16 protein-coding genes are annotated in these 14,333 nt (G+C 69.8%); 2 read left to right on the top strand and 14 right to left on the bottom strand.

From position 1 onward, the window contains the following. Positions 1-12: 12 nt before the first annotated feature. The 10 genes from IPK24_03290 to cpaB form a co-directional block, all read right to left on the bottom strand. Positions 13-714: a hypothetical protein gene (locus IPK24_03290; protein MBK8074597.1), complete on the bottom strand. Its 702-nt coding sequence runs from the start codon at positions 712-714 to the stop codon at positions 13-15. Next, complete coding sequence (locus IPK24_03285) at positions 711-917, bottom strand: Flp family type IVb pilin (GenBank protein ID MBK8074596.1); 207 nt, start codon at positions 915-917, stop codon at positions 711-713. Before IPK24_03285 ends, IPK24_03290 begins: the two co-directional genes overlap by 4 nt. A 78-nt stretch (positions 918-995) precedes the next feature. Further along, entirely contained in the window at positions 996-1,736 is a 741-nt protein-coding gene (locus tag IPK24_03280; protein MBK8074595.1) for a response regulator transcription factor, read from the bottom strand. After that, positions 1,729-2,952, bottom strand: a complete 1,224-nt coding sequence (locus IPK24_03275; protein MBK8074594.1) for a hypothetical protein — start codon at positions 2,950-2,952, stop codon at positions 1,729-1,731. The genes IPK24_03280 and IPK24_03275 overlap by 8 nt, the downstream gene beginning before the upstream one ends. Continuing rightward, positions 2,949-3,833 carry a type II secretion system F family protein gene (locus IPK24_03270; protein ID MBK8074593.1) on the bottom strand — a complete coding sequence of 295 codons (885 nt, stop codon included), beginning with the start codon at positions 3,831-3,833 and terminating at the stop codon, positions 2,949-2,951. The genes IPK24_03275 and IPK24_03270 overlap by 4 nt, the downstream gene beginning before the upstream one ends. 1 nt (position 3,834) lies before the next feature. After that, a complete protein-coding gene (locus IPK24_03265; protein ID MBK8074592.1) occupies positions 3,835-4,752 on the bottom strand; it encodes a type II secretion system F family protein in 918 nt (305 codons plus the stop codon). Further along, entirely contained in the window at positions 4,749-6,089 is a 1,341-nt protein-coding gene (locus IPK24_03260) for a CpaF family protein (GenBank protein MBK8074591.1), read from the bottom strand. Before IPK24_03260 ends, IPK24_03265 begins: the two co-directional genes overlap by 4 nt. After that, positions 6,080-6,460 (bottom strand): pilus assembly protein, encoded by a 381-nt coding sequence (locus IPK24_03255; GenBank protein MBK8074590.1) that lies wholly within the window; start codon positions 6,458-6,460, stop codon positions 6,080-6,082. Before IPK24_03255 ends, IPK24_03260 begins: the two co-directional genes overlap by 10 nt. Positions 6,461-6,465: 5 nt before the next feature. Further along, on the bottom strand, positions 6,466-8,118 hold the full coding sequence (locus IPK24_03250) for an AAA family ATPase (protein MBK8074589.1): 1,653 nt from the start codon (positions 8,116-8,118) through the stop codon (positions 6,466-6,468). After that, entirely contained in the window at positions 8,115-8,846 is a 732-nt protein-coding gene (cpaB, locus tag IPK24_03245) for a Flp pilus assembly protein CpaB (protein ID MBK8074588.1), read from the bottom strand. The genes IPK24_03250 and cpaB overlap by 4 nt, the downstream gene beginning before the upstream one ends. 276 nt (positions 8,847-9,122) lie before the next feature. Here cpaB and IPK24_03240 point away from each other — a divergent pair, with 276 nt between their 5' ends. Next, positions 9,123-9,656: a hypothetical protein gene (locus IPK24_03240; GenBank protein MBK8074587.1), complete on the top strand. Its 534-nt coding sequence runs from the start codon at positions 9,123-9,125 to the stop codon at positions 9,654-9,656. Between the two features lie 70 nt (positions 9,657-9,726). Then, entirely contained in the window at positions 9,727-10,164 is a 438-nt protein-coding gene (locus IPK24_03235; GenBank protein ID MBK8074586.1) for a hypothetical protein, read from the top strand. A gap of 32 nt (positions 10,165-10,196) precedes the next feature. Here IPK24_03235 and IPK24_03230 read toward each other — a convergent pair whose 3' ends face one another. From IPK24_03230 to dnaK, 4 genes are all read right to left on the bottom strand, one after another. Then, positions 10,197-10,574, bottom strand: coding sequence for a MerR family transcriptional regulator (locus IPK24_03230; GenBank protein ID MBK8074585.1), 378 nt, complete (start codon positions 10,572-10,574; stop codon positions 10,197-10,199). A gap of 82 nt (positions 10,575-10,656) precedes the next feature. Beyond that, the gene (locus IPK24_03225; protein ID MBK8074584.1) at positions 10,657-11,712 is read right to left on the bottom strand and encodes a DnaJ domain-containing protein; all 1,056 of its coding nucleotides are present in this window, start codon (positions 11,710-11,712) and stop codon (positions 10,657-10,659) included. Positions 11,713-11,735: 23 nt separating this feature from the next. Continuing rightward, on the bottom strand, positions 11,736-12,422 hold the full coding sequence (gene grpE, locus IPK24_03220; GenBank protein ID MBK8074583.1) for a nucleotide exchange factor GrpE: 687 nt from the start codon (positions 12,420-12,422) through the stop codon (positions 11,736-11,738). Next, positions 12,422-14,290 carry a molecular chaperone DnaK gene (dnaK, locus tag IPK24_03215; GenBank protein MBK8074582.1) on the bottom strand — a complete coding sequence of 623 codons (1,869 nt, stop codon included), beginning with the start codon at positions 14,288-14,290 and terminating at the stop codon, positions 12,422-12,424. Before dnaK ends, grpE begins: the two co-directional genes overlap by 1 nt. Positions 14,291-14,333: the final 43 nt, after the last annotated feature.

Here is a 14,333-nt window from a genome sequence, read left to right as displayed (position 1 = left end):
CCGTCTCGGTGGCTACTGGATGATCTCGATGCGCATCTGGCGACGGACCGCGTCAACGATCAGATTCGGCGGGCCCACCGCCGCCGGGGCGGTCCACGGATAGAGGTCCAGCGGTTCGAGGGACGCCTCGTCGGCCGGGGTGTAGCAGCTGCTGGGCCGACCCAGTTGAGCCATCGTGCGATCGGCGATCCAGTGCGCCAGCGCGCCCGGCACACCCGCCATCAGGGGGCACTCGTCCAGCACCACGCGCGTCACGGCGGTCGCTCGCGCTCGCTGCCCGGTGGCATCGGCGGGTCCCTCGAACACCTCGCCCGCTGGAGCCGTCACCGAAACCCGGGCGCCACCGGTGGTCCGGCTGACCGAGACGTCGCCGCACGACAATCCCGAGTCGTGCGGGTTGGAGGTCCAGTTGCGTTGTGCCGCATCGCATCCCACCTCGGCGAGCGCCGGGGTGAGGATCGGGATCGCGGCGAAGATGGCCGGCGCCCAGGAATGGGGGATCTGGTGCGAGGAGGCAGCGATCGTCGTGTCCCGGACGTCGTGCGCCGCGGCGACGGCGGCCGAGTCGGCCACCGAGCGGGTCTGGGTCTTCTGCTCGGCCGCGCTCCCGACCTGAGCCACCAACAGGCCCAGGAAGAGCAGGGCCACGACAGCGAGGAGCAGGGCCGGGATGACCTGGCCCTGCTCCTCGCGGTGTGACGTGGAGGACATCATCCGGCGCCGAAGATCTCGCTGATCTTCGAGGTGATGTTGCCGGCAATCGTCGACCCGATGCCGGAACCGGCGATCGCCACGATGATCACAGCGACGACGACGAGGATGCCCATGTACTCGGCGGCGGTCTGGCCCTCGTCGTCCCGACGGCGCTCGGACAGGCGCAGACCGGCCATCTCCAGCGCGCACAACAGCTTCAACATGGTTGCCCCTTCAGGTTCCCGGTCCGTTGACCGGAACGGCTTGATGTGATGCTCACGCTATGTCCCGGTATCGCGTGATCAGAGGGCCCGCGGGCCCCGATCGGGGCCCAATCCACGCCGCGCGGGCCCGGGCACGGCAGCCACGGAGCCCGTGGTGACCTCCTCGTCCAGAGCGGAACCCAACCAGAGCGCCATCGCCTGCGCCCGAGAGACCACGTGCAGCTTGGCGAAGATGCGGTTCACGTGGTTCTTCACCGTCTTGGGGGCCAGGAAGAGCTGTTGGGCGATCTCGCCGTTCGACTTGCCGGCGGCCAGCAGATCCATGACCGCGATCTCGCGCTCCGACAGCACCGACAGCATACGTTCGGGAGTGGCCCGCTGGGAGTTCGGCCCCGCCGTCGGCGGCGGCCCGCTGAGCAACGCGGCGGCGGCCTGGCCACTCAGCACCGCACCCCCACCCAGCGCCGTCCGAATGCTCTGCAGGATGCCGAACTCGTCCATCGAGCCGTAGACCAGGTAGCCCCGCGCCCCCAAACCCATGGCCGCCCTGATGGTTTCGTCCTCATCCGAGGAGGTCAACATGATGACGCAGGCCCGCTGCGAGAGCTCGGGCAACACCTCCAGCCCACCCCGCACCGGCATCCGAACATCGAGCAGGACGACGTCGGGTGCGTACTCGGCGGCACGCTCCAACGCCTCCTGCCCGTTGCACGCCTCGGCGACCACTTGCAGGTCGTCAGCACCGTCGACCAGCAGCCGCAGCCCCACCCTGATCACCGGATTGTCGTCGACGATGAGGACTCGACGTCGTTCAGCCACGACCACTCCTCCCGTTCGCTGCCGCCGGAACCGATTGCGCCACCGGGACTCTGAGCGCGACCTCGGTGCCACGACCGGCTTCACCGGCGATGCCGAAGGTCGCCCCGATACTGTGTGCCCGCTCCGTCATGCCCACCACCCCGATGTGCCCGCGGGCCACGCGAAGGGCCGCACGCTCGGAGCTGTACCCGACACCGTCGTCGCGGATACAGACCTCCAGGGCATCCGGATGCGCGATGGCGCTGACCTGCAAGCGTCGGGCCTGCGCATGCTTGACCGTGTTGTGCACCGCCTCGCCCACGATGGCGACCACCTGCCGCCGGGCCTCGGCCGGCAACGCCCGTCCGGCGACCTCCGCCGCGGCTGGTACGTCCACATCGATGACCAGGCCCTGATCCGCGGCTGCCGCCTGGGCGGCGCGTTCGAGTTCCCGGCGGAACGGCTGGTCGGCCTCGTCGTGACGAAGGTCGTAGATCACGACACGGGTCTGCTCCGCCAGATTGCGCGCCGTGCTGCCGACCAGATCCGAGGCCGAGCGGGCAGCCGCCACATCGCCGCGGTCGAGCGCAGAGGTCAGCGAGCTGCACACCAGCCACAGTCCGTGCAGGCTCTTGGTGACGTTGTCGTGCAGATCGCGGGCCACCCGCAAGCGTTCCTCGTGCACCGCGGATCCGGCCCGCAGCACGGCGACCTCGGAGGCCAGCCGCTCATGGCGGCGCAACAGCCGGCGCACCCCCGCGGCCGCCGGCCCACTGGCCAGCACCATGGCGGGAAGGGTGATCAGGGTGTGAATGTCCGGCGAGGCCGGGGCCGAGCCGGTTCCGGTCACCACGAGCACCGCGTACCCGGCCACCATGGCCAGGCTCGCCACCAGCGCCAGACGCGCCCGGTAGAGCAGGCCTCCCAATGCCCCGCACCCGACGAGATAGAGCACCAGGGGGGTTCCGATGCCCACCAGGGCGATCAGTGAGAGGGCCAGGGCGATATCCAGCACCAGATAGAGCGGTTTGCGCCCCACCTCGACCACGTCGACGACGTACACCCAGTGCCGCAGGGCCAGGTAGTTGACCGCGACCAGGAGCGGAGTCGCGATGGACAACACCAGCCAGCCACGGGACATGTGACCGACCGCCGAGAAGGTGAGTCCCGCCGCAGCGATCCGCGGCAGCATGACGTACTGCGCGATCCGGTCGACGGGACCCAGCTGCCGGATCACAGCGTGCTCAGGTCGAGTCGGCTGCCGAGCACCAGAGCGGCAAGGATCAACAGGATGATGGCGGGCATGATCACCATGGTCACGATCAGGCTGACCCGGGGGGCGGCCCGTGCCGCCCGTCGGCGCGACTGTTGCGCGAATTCACGGCGCATGTCGCGGGCCAACTGATTGAGCGTCTCGGTCAGTGGCGCGCCGAGTTCCTCGGCCTGCAGAATCGCCGTGGTGAACAGGCTCATCGTGGCCGACCGGGGGTTGCGGTCCCGCAGTTCGATGAACGCCTGACGCCGGTGCAACCCGACGTCCATCCGGCGCAGGGTGCGCCGAAGCTCTTCTGCCAGTGGGCCACTGAGGGTCTCCCCGACCCGGTCCAGTGCCTGACGGAAGGCCAGACCGGCGCTGACGGTCACGGCGAGGATGTCGAGGAAGTCGGGCAGGTCCCGTTCGATCTGGCGTTGGCGCCGCTGCGCCTCACTCATCAGCCAGATGCTGGGATAGCCGACCAGCGCCACCACCGTGATCAGCCCCAGCCCCCATCGGTTCTGCACCGCGAACAGCACCAGCACCAGCCCGGCGAGGGAGGCATACGCGCCCTGGAACTCACCGAATCCCGCCACGTCGTAGCCGCGGGGCTGCCCTGCGGCCGCCAGCTGTCGATGAACCCAGGCGCGCCAGCGTGGTCCGAGCAGCCGCACGATGGTCGGGCCCGACCACCGGCCCAACTTGGCGTAGATGGAGGCGACCATGCTGCGACGCTCAGGGCGCTCGTCGTCCTCGAGGCTGAGGGCGAGCGAACCGATCTGAGGCGCCGACAGGTAGGCACGCAGCCCCGTGGCCGCGACGAGGAAGCAGCAGACTGCCGCCAGCGCCGCGAGCAGGGACATCTCAGACCTCGATCCGGATCGTTCGCCGGATGAGCAGGAAGCCGAGCGCGAACAACACGGCCGACACCGCGATGACGGCCTGCCCCATCAGCGTCGACGTCAGACGGTCGAGTGTGCCCGGAGCGATGGCGTTCATGGCCAGCACGGCGCCGACGCCGATGAACAGGACGATCCAGCTGGTGTACACCACCCCGGACAGGATGGTCCGGATCTCACGGCGCAGTTCCTTGCGCGCCTCGAGCGTCTCGGACATGTCCCGCAGCGCGGTGACCACCGCACCACCGGCCCGGGCCTGGATCACCAGGGTTCGGGTCAACAGGGACAGCTCGCGGCTGGGCAACCGGTCGTGCATCTCCTCCATCGCCTCGGCGATGCCCGTGCCCACGGACAATCGCTCGGACAAGTGGCCCAGCTCGAGACCGGCCGGCGGGCCGATGTCCTCGGAGGCCAACCGGATGGCCGAACGCAGGGCCAGGCCGGCCGACGTGGCGTTCGACAACACCCGCGCCACCTGCGGCAGCTGGGCGATGAACGCCTCGCGGCGTTGCTGTTCCTTGCGATCCAGGAACAGCAGGCAGGCCCGGGCGATGCCGATCCCGACCACCAGGGCGACCCACCACGTGACATAGCGGTCAGCCACCACGAACGCCAGCACCGTGATCGCGACCAGCGCCGCCCAGGCGTCCAGCACCCGCCAGCCCAGCCCAGCCCGGACCAGCCGCCGGCCCATCCACTGCCCGGGGCGGGTCTGACGCAGGCGATGGTCCCATTCGGCGTCGGCCCGCACCACGACCTCATCGGGTCGAGTATCGGCCCGGTTCTGCAACGCCTCGCGCTCGGAGATTCCCAGGCGCCACAACGTGTATCCGACCAGCCACGTCGTCACCACGGCCGCCAGCAGCAGCACCTGCCGGGTCACGGGGCCTCCTCCCGGGCCGGCGGTCCCACCTCTCCGGTGAACGTGCCCGGGATGCGCTCGCCGGCAAGCCTGAGCCGCTCCTGGAACGGGGCCGGCAGGCGATGGTGCACGAACTGCCCGTGCACCGCACGGTCGGGGCCCACCGGATCGGCAGCGAAGTGCATCAGGGGTTCCAGGGCGTAGGGCTCACGTTGGCGCGAGGTGACCGCGACGATCTCCACCATCCGCCGCGAGCCGTCGGCCATGCGAGCCAACTGCACGATGATGTCCAGAGCGCTGTTGATCTGGTCGCGCACGGCGTCGTAGGGCAACTCCAAACCGCTCATACTGGCCAGCGTCTCGAGCCGCGAGACGGCGTCCCCGGCGGAGTTGGCGTGCACCGTGGCCAGGGAGCCCTCGTGGCCGGTGTTCATGGCCTGCAACATGTCCATCGTCTCGCCACCGCGGACCTCACCGACGATGATCCGGTCCGGGCGCATGCGCAGGCTGTTGCGCACCAGTTCACGGATGGACACGTGGCCCTTGCCCTCGACGTTCGCCGGACGCGCCTCGAGGCTGACCACGTGCTCCTGGGTCAGGCGCAGCTCGGCCGCGTCCTCGATGGTGATGATGCGCTCGTGTGATCCGATGAACGCCGACATCGAGTTGAGCATGGTCGTCTTGCCGCTGCCGGTTCCCCCCGAGATGATCATGTTGAACCGGGCGCGCACCATGGCCGCCAGCAACAGTGCGCTCGACCGATCGATCGTGTTGATCTCGATCATGCGCGACATGGGGATCGGCCGAGGGAAGCGTCTGATCGTCAACGTGGGGCCGGTCAGGGCGAGCGGCGGGATGATCACGTTGACCCGCTCGCCGCCGGCCAATCGCGCATCCACCATCGGGCTCGACTCGTCCACCCGACGGTTCACGGTGGACACGATGCGGTCGATCGTCTGGTTGAGCTGTTCCTCGGAGGCGAACGAGAACGGCGCCCGCTCCAGCCGGCCGGCCCGCTCGATGTAGACGTTCTTGGGTCCGTTGACCATGATCTCCGTGACCGAGGGATCGGCCAGGAGTGGTTCCAGGACACCGAGTCCCAGCGCATCGTCGATCACGCGCCGGATCAGCTGGGCGCGCTCCGCCCCCGCCAGCAACGGCCCTTCGCGACTGAGGATGCGCGCCAGCACCCGTTCCAGGCGGGTTCGACGCTGGGCGTCGTCCAGGCCGTTCAGTTCACTGAGGTTGATCTCGTCGAGCAAGGCGTGGCGGTATCGCTCGACGATGCGCTCGAACTGCTGCTCGTCGTCCCGGTCGCCGCGGCCGAAGTCCTGGCCGCGCAGATCCCTCAGCCCCATGGCGAGGGCCCCTGCTCGGGATCGAACCAGGCCCGGCGGGTCACGTTCGGCCCGTCGACCCCCGGCAGCACCACGGGCATGGTGGCGGTCACCGCCACCCCCGGCTTCACGCCACCGGTCACCGACACCGTGATCCGGCCGGCGAGCCAGTCCGGGACGGCGCGCCGCGCCGAGGTCGTCGCATCGCCGTCCGCCTGACTCACGGTGCGCGCCGCGGCTCGCGCTGCCGTGGACGTTCCCTGAACCGTGGCCACCGCCACGGCGAGCTGCAGAACAGCAAGGCCCCCCAGGATGAGGTAGGGGATGATTCCCAGGAATTCGACGGCCGTCTGACCGGCGTCCCCGCGGTCCCGCCCGAGCAGTCTGCGCATGCCGCTCACCGTCCCTCGAACCTCATCTGCGCGGTGGCCGTCACGACCATGACGTCGTCGAGCAGACTGTCGACCAGAGGGATCACCGCCGGGGCACGCAATGTCACCCTCACCGCGGTGTCCGGGTCGGCGTACCGGGCATCGCCGCCCCCAGCGGCGCCGTCCAGGGTGATCTGCAGATCACGACGCCAGGCGCCCGGCAGCTCATCGCGCGCAGCGGCCGCGATCTGGCCGTAACCCACCAGCGGCGAGACGGCCACGCGGGCACCAGCGGCTGCAGCGTTCGATGCCAGGACGTGGGCGTAGCCGATCACCGCCGCCTGGACCAACAATCCGAGCGCGATCAGGATGAGGGGCAGCATGCCCATGAACTCGACACTGGTCTGGCCCGTGCTCTCGCGGCGCCGCATCGATCGGCGGCGTGACCTGCCGCCTGCCGCATCCGGTGCGGCCCCCGCGGCGGCCAGGTCGATCGGCGCGGCAGCGTCACGGCTGACCACCGTGGGCGCCCGGTCAGAGGTGCGTACCCCGATCGCCCCTGCGACCCGGGCCAGCGCGCGACGCAGGTCACGGTCGACCAACCGCCGCGGATCACCGGTGTTGGTCGAGGCCTCGAGGGCTCGGAACGAGGCCGGCACCGTCTCGTCCAGGATCGGCAGCCGCATCAGCCGGCCGGCCAGATCCGGCTGGACCTCGGCGCTGCGGGACACCTTGTTGAGCAGCACGGTGACCTCACTCTCACGGCGCAGTTGCAGTCGTTCCCAGAGCTGCACCGCACGCCGGGCTCCGCGCACGCTGAGCACATCGGGGGTGGTCACCAGCACGGCGCGATCGGCGATCTGCACGGCCGCCGCTCCGGCGGGACTGAGAGTCGATCCCACATCGACGATCACGACGTCGAAGCGCGACTTGACCGCACCCAGGACGGCCCGCCCGATGGACTCGTCGACGTCCTCGCCGCGCTCACCGTCGCGGGGTGCGAGCAGCACGTGCAGGCCGCTCGGGTGCCGGTAGAGCGCGTCGTCCAGCGCCTGGCCACTCATCTCGCCCACGACCGGCACCAGGTCGACGACGTCACGGCGGTGGGTGATGTCGAGCAGCGCGGCGACGTCACCACAGAGCAGGTCGAAGTCGATCAGACAGACCCGGCGGCCGTCGGCGATGGCCTGCAGGGCCAGATGGACGGCGAGGGTCGTGGTGCCGACGCCACCCTTGCTGCCCACCAGCGCCACCACATAGCCGCTGCCGTAGGTGCGGGTCGCCTCGTTGGCGACGTGGGCGCGAACCATGCTCGCCCAGTTCGCGGCGGTCTCGATGCGCTGACCGAGATCGTCGACCGTGAAGCCCAACGGGGCGATGCTGCGGGCGCCGGCCTCCATGGCCAGCCGGTACAGGTCGCGGTCGGTGGAACCGGTCAACAGCAGGATCCCGGTGAACGGGTCCTGCCGGGCGGCCTGGCGGATCAGGTCGAGCACCGGCACGGGGCCGAGGCTGTCAGCCATGATCACGATGTCCGGCGCGAGGGCAGCCAGCGCGTCCAGGGTGTCGGAGGACGTCGTGGTCACCCGCAACAGCTCGTCGCCGATCTCGGCGATCACCGAGCGAACCCGCTCGGTCAGGGCGGGGTCGGCGCAGCCGAGAACGATACGCCGGCTCATCGCGTCCGCTTGGGCGAGGGTGTGGGCGAGGGCTTGGCCTTGGGAGCGGTGAACATGGTCTTCTGATCGAGCACGTCCGTCGCCGGGTTGGCCGCCGACCTGGTGCCCGGAGCGATCAGGGCGAGTCGCACCTTCACGCCGAAGCTCTCGGCATAGGCGACACGCAGGCTCTCCTGGATCGACAGGGCGAACGTCACGGGCACCACGTCGTTCTGTCGATACCGGGGGCCGTTGCCCGTGTCGGTCTCCCCGTCGACCTGCTGCAACGTTCCGATCGCGAGCACCTGAGCGTTGGCCACCACGACGCGGGAGACCGCGGACTTGTTCTGGGTGTCGGCGAACGTGGCGTAGATGTCGACCAGGTCGCCGGGGTTGATCCGCCCGGCAACCCCCGTCTCGGCGTTGATCAGGATGGCGATCTCACGCTGCCCGGGCCGCAGTTCGGGTGGGGGGCCGGCCATGCCCTGCTGCAACAGCGACCCCTGGGCGATGTCGCGGGTCGCCACCAGACCGCGGGTGGTGTCGAAGGACTGGATGGCCGCTTCGGGCAGCCAGCGTTCCGGGATCTTGACCTGCTCGAGCGTGGCTCCGTCGATGGCACCCAGACGGGGCACCGCCTGGCTGAACTTGTAGGCCGTGACCAGGGGGCCAACCTCACGGCTGACGGAGCGCACATACCCGAACACGCTCACGAAGACGGCAATTGCACCGACAACCGCCAGAGCCATCAGAAAGAGCCCACGGCGCTGACGAGCATTCACTACAACTGGACCCCTCTGTCGACCCGGCTCGCCCCAGCGAGCTGACTTCGTACAGACCCACCGATCCCACGATGTAACCGCGCATGTCACCTGAGATACGACTTCGTCGCCTACAGGACCGTGTGCCACCTTCGAACACACGTGCCTGGTATCGGGGGTGGAAGCTACCATGATCCGGCCAGTTGGGGCCAACGCCACCGAAAGGCTCGAAGGGCATCTCCGCGACACGGCGACGGGACATCGATGAGGACACGCACGAGGGCCGGCGCCTTCGGCGCGCAACGCGGGCGGGCCACCTGGCCGGGTCGTCGACCCTCTGCCGCGCTGCTGCGGAGGGCCGCTCTGGGCGCCCTCGCGTCGGTTCTGCTGGGCCTCTGGCTTCAGGTGCTCGTGATCGCGCCGGCCTTGGGGGGACTGCAACCGGGCGAGCCCGGCGGGGTGATCCTGCCGGCCGCCCTCGGCGTCGTCGCCGCCCTCGTGGCGGCGGCGATCCCGAGTGGTGTCCTGGCCTCGGTGCTGCGCCGCGACGACCTGGACGTGGGCCGGGCCAGCCGCTGGGGCGCGGTGCCAGGGGTTGCCTTGGCGCTGGTCACCGCAACGGCTTCACTCAGCGGTAGACAGACCTCACTCAGCGCGACGTTGCTCGTGGCGGCGGCCGGCGTGGCCGGAGGCATGGTGACCTCGTTCGTCGCCGCCCGCCGCGCTCAGCCCTTCGAGCATGATCCACCCGGACCCGCCGAGGGGTGGATCTCCATGTTCCACGAGGGAAACCGCTGACCGCCCCGCTGCGCGCCGACCGCCGACAACGGATCCACCCGAACTCGAACGAGGAGACAACGAACAGACCATGACCTGGCAGAGCGAGACCTCACCGACGGACGATCGCCTCGGCCCGCTCACGGTGCCCCTCGCCCTCGGCGTCCTGACCGGGGTGCTCGTCGGCCTGCTCGGCTTCACGGTCATCGCCCTCACCGCCCTCACGACAACCGGGGTCGAGGTGACCAACGCCACCCTGACGAAGATCACCTTCGGCGGCATGCTCTCGACGGCGCTCGCGGCACTGCTGGCCGGTGTCGTGACGGGCGTGCGAGCCCGACGCCGCCCGGCCTCCGCTCGGGCGCGCGGCCTCGCCGCCGGCTCGGCTGCGCTCCTCGCGACCGTGATCCTGCTCGGCGTGGGGCTGATCCCCCACACCTCGGCAGTCACGGCACCGCTCTACCTGCTCTGCGGGCTGGCCGGGGCCGCGGCGAGCATCCGCATCACCGGTGGCCGTCTGCGCGGGTGATCCCGCCAGTGATCACGCCGAGCGCCGTCGGCTCAACTCCGGCGAGGTGGGCGCCAGACCACCAGTGCGTTGCCGGCCACCTCTCGGGCCGGACGACGCCCCGGAGCCATGGCGACGATCTCTCCTGCCGTGCCGGCGGCGAACACCCGGCGGCGCTGGGACAGCGCCACCCGCAGGTCCTCGACCTCATCGAGCACTTCTGAGAGACGTTGCCGCAGAGCCTGATTGGCGGTCTCCAACTCCAGGATCCGCTTGATGCCGGCCAGATTGACCCCCTCGTCCTGACTCAGGCGCTGCACCTCGCGCAGCATCGCGACGTCCCGGGCGGAGTACCGCCGGCCACGACCGGCGGCTCGGCCCGGGGTCACCAGGCCGAGCCGGTCGTATTGCCGCAGGGTCTGCGGGTGCATCCCCGCCAACTGGGCGGCCACCGAGATCACGAAGACGGGGGTGGACTCGTCGACGGTGAGCTCGAACTCGATCACCGCGGTCTCATTCCGCTCGTTGCGCTCGGGCGATCAGATCGGCACGGGGGTTCTCGCCCTTGGTCGCTCGCTCGAAGGCGTCCAGGGCGTCCCGGGCGGCACCGTCCACACGTTGCGGTACCACCACCTGGATCGTCACCAACAGGTCACCGGTGCGGCGCGACCCCTTGAGTCCGTGGCCCTTGGCGCGCAGCGTGCGGCCGCTGGGCGTACCGGGCGGGATCTTCATCCGAACCGTGCTGCCGTCGACCACCGGCACCTCGATCTGTGCCCCGAACACCGCCTCGGTGAAGGTCACCGGAACGGTGATCTTCACGTTCTCGCCCTCGAGGGTGAACAGCGGGTGGGCCTCGACGTGCACGGTGACCACCAGGTCGCCGTCCTCGGCCCCGGCCTCGCCGGGCCGGCCCTTGCCCCGCAGTCGCACCTTCTGCCCCTCACGCACCCCGGCCGGGATACGTGCGGTGATGGTCCGTGCCCCGTTGCGCGGGTCGTCGACGCGCAGGTTGAGCTGCGCGCCGTCCACGGCCTGGCGGAAGGTGAGGTTCACCTCGGCAGCCAGGTCGGCACCCCGTTGCGGACCCCGAGGTGAGCGATAGCCGCTCCCTCCGGGAGCAGCGGTCCCCGCCCCGAAGATGCCACCGAACAGATCGTCCAGGTCGAACTGAGCACCGCCCGGGGTGCCCGAGGTGCTGTACCGGACGTTGCCCGCCCGGTTGCCCGCTCCGGCCCCTTGCCCGAACAGCCCGCCGAGCAGGTCCTCGAACCCGCCCGCACCCGGGCCACCCGCACCGCCGGCGCCGCCCGCGCTGAACCGTGCCCCGCCGTGGGTCATCGCCCGCACCGCGTCGTACTGCTGACGCTGCTCGGGATCGGACAGCACGGCGTAGGCCTCGCCGATCTCCTTGAACTTCTTCTCGGAGGTGGCGTCCCCGGAGTTGGCGTCCGGGTGATGGATGCGAGCCAGCTTGCGGTAGGCCTTCTTGATGTCGTCGGCGCCGGCATCCGTGGGCACCCCGAGGGTGGCGTAGAAATCCTTCTCGAACCAGTCCTGACTAGCCATGGGGCACCCCTCCTCTCATCGCCTCAGCCCACCGGATCCGCGACGGCCACCCGGGCCGCACGCAAGACCCGCTCACCCATGCGGTACCCGGGCTGCAGCACCTGCACCACCGTGGTGGTGGTCGTGCCCTCGGCCAGCTCGGCCTGGGTGTGCATGAGCGCCTCGTGCACCGTGGGGTCGAACGGCTCGCCCGGTTCGCCGTAGCGGCCCAGGCCGAACTTGCCCAGCGTCGCCTCGAGCTTGTCGGCGATGGAGGCGAACGGTCCGGACTCCAGATCACCGTGCAGCCGGGCCAGGTGCACGTCGTCCATCACCGGCAACAACGCCTCCAGCACCGCGGCGACGGCACCGTCCCGAGCGACATCCCGATCACGGTCGACCCGCTTGCGGTAGTTGACGTACTCGGCGTTGAGGCGCTGCAGGTCTCCCAGCAGTTCCTCCGCGACCCGCTTGGCCTCGGCCAGCTCGATCGAGACCTGTTCGCCCACACCGCTTCCGGTCATCGCCGAGGGCTCGGGGGACACTCCCGGATCCGACCCGGACGCCGCGCTGGCGTAGGTTTCGCGGACCTTGCCGGTCTGCGGGTCCAGTCGGCGCCGGTCGCGGACGACGGGCCCCTGCTGGGCCTCGCCGTCCGCGCCCTCGTTCGCGTGAGGGTGCGAGGTACCGCCCAGCCCGCCGTCCCGCGGGGCACTGGTCGGTTCGCTCATCACTTGTCCTCGTCGACGATCTCGGCGTCCACCACGTCATCGTCGTCCGACGACGAGGCGCCGGCCGAGCTGTCCGAGCCGGCCGTGCCCCCGTCGGAGGATCCGGCGGCCTCGCCGGCGGCGGCGTACATCGCCGTGCCGACCGCCTGGCTGACCTTGGCCAGGTTCTCGTGCTTGGCCTTGACCGCGTCGATGTCGGTGCCCTCGAGCGCCGTGCGCAACTCGGCGATGGCCACGTTCACCTCGGCCTTGTTGGTGTCCGGGATCTTGTCGGCGTTCTCGGAGACGAACTTCTCGGTGGAGTACAGCAGCTGCTCGGCGCCGTTGCGGGTCTCGGCCTCCTCCTTGCGCTTCTTGTCCTCCTCGGCGTGGGCCTCGGCCTCGCGCACCATGCGGTCGATCTCGTCCTTCGGCAGCGCACTGCCGCCGGAGATCGTCATCGACTGCTCCTTGCCGGTGCCCCGGTCCTTGGCCGAGACGTGAACGATGCCGTTGGCGTCGATGTCGAAGGTGACCTCGATCTGCGGGATGCCCCGCGGTGCCGGCGCGATCCCGGTCAGCTCGAAGGTGCCCAGGGCCTTGTTGTCGCGGGCCAGCTCACGCTCACCCTGGAAGACCTGGATCAGCACGCTCGGCTGGTTGTCGTCGGCGGTGGTGAACACCTCGGACGCCTTGGTGGGGATCGCGGTGTTGCGCTGGATCAGCTTGGTCATGATCCCGCCCTTGGTCTCGATACCCAGGCTCAGCGGGGTGACGTCGATCAGCAGCACGTCCTTGCGCTCGCCCTTGAGGACGCCGGCCTGCAGGGCGGCGCCGACGGCGACGACCTCGTCCGGGTTGACGCCCTTGTTGGGCTCCTTGCCACCGGTCAGTTCACGCACCACCTCGGCCACGGCGGGCATCCGGGTGGAGCCACCGACCAGGATGATGTGGTCGATCTTGCTGACGTCGACGCCGCCGTCCTTGATGACGGCGCGGAACGGGGCCTTGGTGCGCTCGAGCAGGTCGGCGGTCATCTTCTCGAACTGCGCCCGGGTGAGCTTCTCGTCGAGGTGGATCGGGCCGGACTCGGTCATCGAGAGGTACTGCAGGCTGATCGTGGTGGCCGTCGAGCTCGACAGCTCCTTCTTGGCCTGCTCGGCCGCCTCCCGCAGACGCTGCATGGCGATCTTGTCCTTGGACAGGTCCGGGCCGCCCTGCATCTTCACGGTCTGCACCAGGTGATCCATGATCCGCTGGTCCCAGTCGTCACCGCCGAGGTGGTTGTCACCGGAGGTCGACTTGACCTGGATCGTGGAGAAGCCGTCCTCGTCCTTGCCGACCTCGAGCAGGGAGACGTCGAAGGTGCCGCCACCGAGGTCGAAGACCAGGATGGTCTCGTCCTCCTTGCCCTTGTCGAGGCCGTAGGCGAGCGCTGCCGCGGTGGGCTCGTTGATGATGCGCAGCACGTTGAGGCCTGCGATCTCGCCGGCTTCCTTGGTGGCCTGGCGCTGGGCGTCGTTGAAGTAGGCCGGGACGGTGACCACCGCGTCGGTGACCTTCTCGCCCAGGTACTCCTCGGCGTCCCGCTTGAGTTTCATCAGCACGCGGGCGCTGATCTCCTGCGAGGTGTACTTCTTGCCGTCGATCTCGACGTTCCAGTCGGTACCGATGTGCCGCTTGACCGACCGGATGGTGCGGTCGACGTTGGTGACCGCCTGCCGCTTGGCGACCTCGCCGACCAGCGGCTCGCCGCTCTTGGCGAACGCGACGACCGACGGTGTGGTGCGCCCGCCCTCGGCGTTCGCGATGACCGTGGGCTCACCGCCCTCGAGGACGGCGACGACGGAGTTGGTGGTGCCGAGGTCGATGCCGACCGCTCGTGCCATGTTCGTGATCCCTTTCGTGCGGGGGTGTCCCACTGTGTGCCCA

Source organism: Kineosporiaceae bacterium, assembly GCA_016713225.1.
Classification (GTDB): Bacteria; Actinomycetota; Actinomycetes; order Actinomycetales; family Kineosporiaceae; genus JADJPO01.
This window is presented reverse-complemented; position numbering and strand designations above follow the sequence as displayed.

What these genes read in the sequence shown, in the direction of transcription:
- IPK24_03290 (MBK8074597.1), bottom strand. Translation starts at nt 714, where the DNA reads ATGATGTCCTCCACGTCACACCGCGAGGAGCAGGGCCAGGTCATCCCG.
- IPK24_03285 (MBK8074596.1), bottom strand. Translation starts at nt 917, where the DNA reads ATGTTGAAGCTGTTGTGCGCGCTGGAGATGGCCGGTCTGCGCCTGTCC.
- IPK24_03270 (MBK8074593.1), bottom strand. Translation starts at nt 3,833, where the DNA reads ATGTCCCTGCTCGCGGCGCTGGCGGCAGTCTGCTGCTTCCTCGTCGCG.
- IPK24_03260 (MBK8074591.1), bottom strand. Translation starts at nt 6,089, where the DNA reads ATGGGGCTGAGGGATCTGCGCGGCCAGGACTTCGGCCGCGGCGACCGG.
- IPK24_03255 (MBK8074590.1), bottom strand. Translation starts at nt 6,460, where the DNA reads ATGCGCAGACTGCTCGGGCGGGACCGCGGGGACGCCGGTCAGACGGCC.
- IPK24_03250 (MBK8074589.1), bottom strand. Translation starts at nt 8,118, where the DNA reads ATGAGCCGGCGTATCGTTCTCGGCTGCGCCGACCCCGCCCTGACCGAG.
- cpaB (MBK8074588.1), bottom strand. Translation starts at nt 8,846, where the DNA reads ATGGCTCTGGCGGTTGTCGGTGCAATTGCCGTCTTCGTGAGCGTGTTC.
- IPK24_03240 (MBK8074587.1), top strand. Translation starts at nt 9,123, where the DNA reads ATGAGGACACGCACGAGGGCCGGCGCCTTCGGCGCGCAACGCGGGCGG.
- IPK24_03235 (MBK8074586.1), top strand. Translation starts at nt 9,727, where the DNA reads ATGACCTGGCAGAGCGAGACCTCACCGACGGACGATCGCCTCGGCCCG.
- IPK24_03230 (MBK8074585.1), bottom strand. Translation starts at nt 10,574, where the DNA reads ATGCACCCGCAGACCCTGCGGCAATACGACCGGCTCGGCCTGGTGACC.
- IPK24_03225 (MBK8074584.1), bottom strand. Translation starts at nt 11,712, where the DNA reads ATGGCTAGTCAGGACTGGTTCGAGAAGGATTTCTACGCCACCCTCGGG.
- grpE (MBK8074583.1), bottom strand. Translation starts at nt 12,422, where the DNA reads ATGAGCGAACCGACCAGTGCCCCGCGGGACGGCGGGCTGGGCGGTACC.
- dnaK (MBK8074582.1), bottom strand. Translation starts at nt 14,290, where the DNA reads ATGGCACGAGCGGTCGGCATCGACCTCGGCACCACCAACTCCGTCGTC.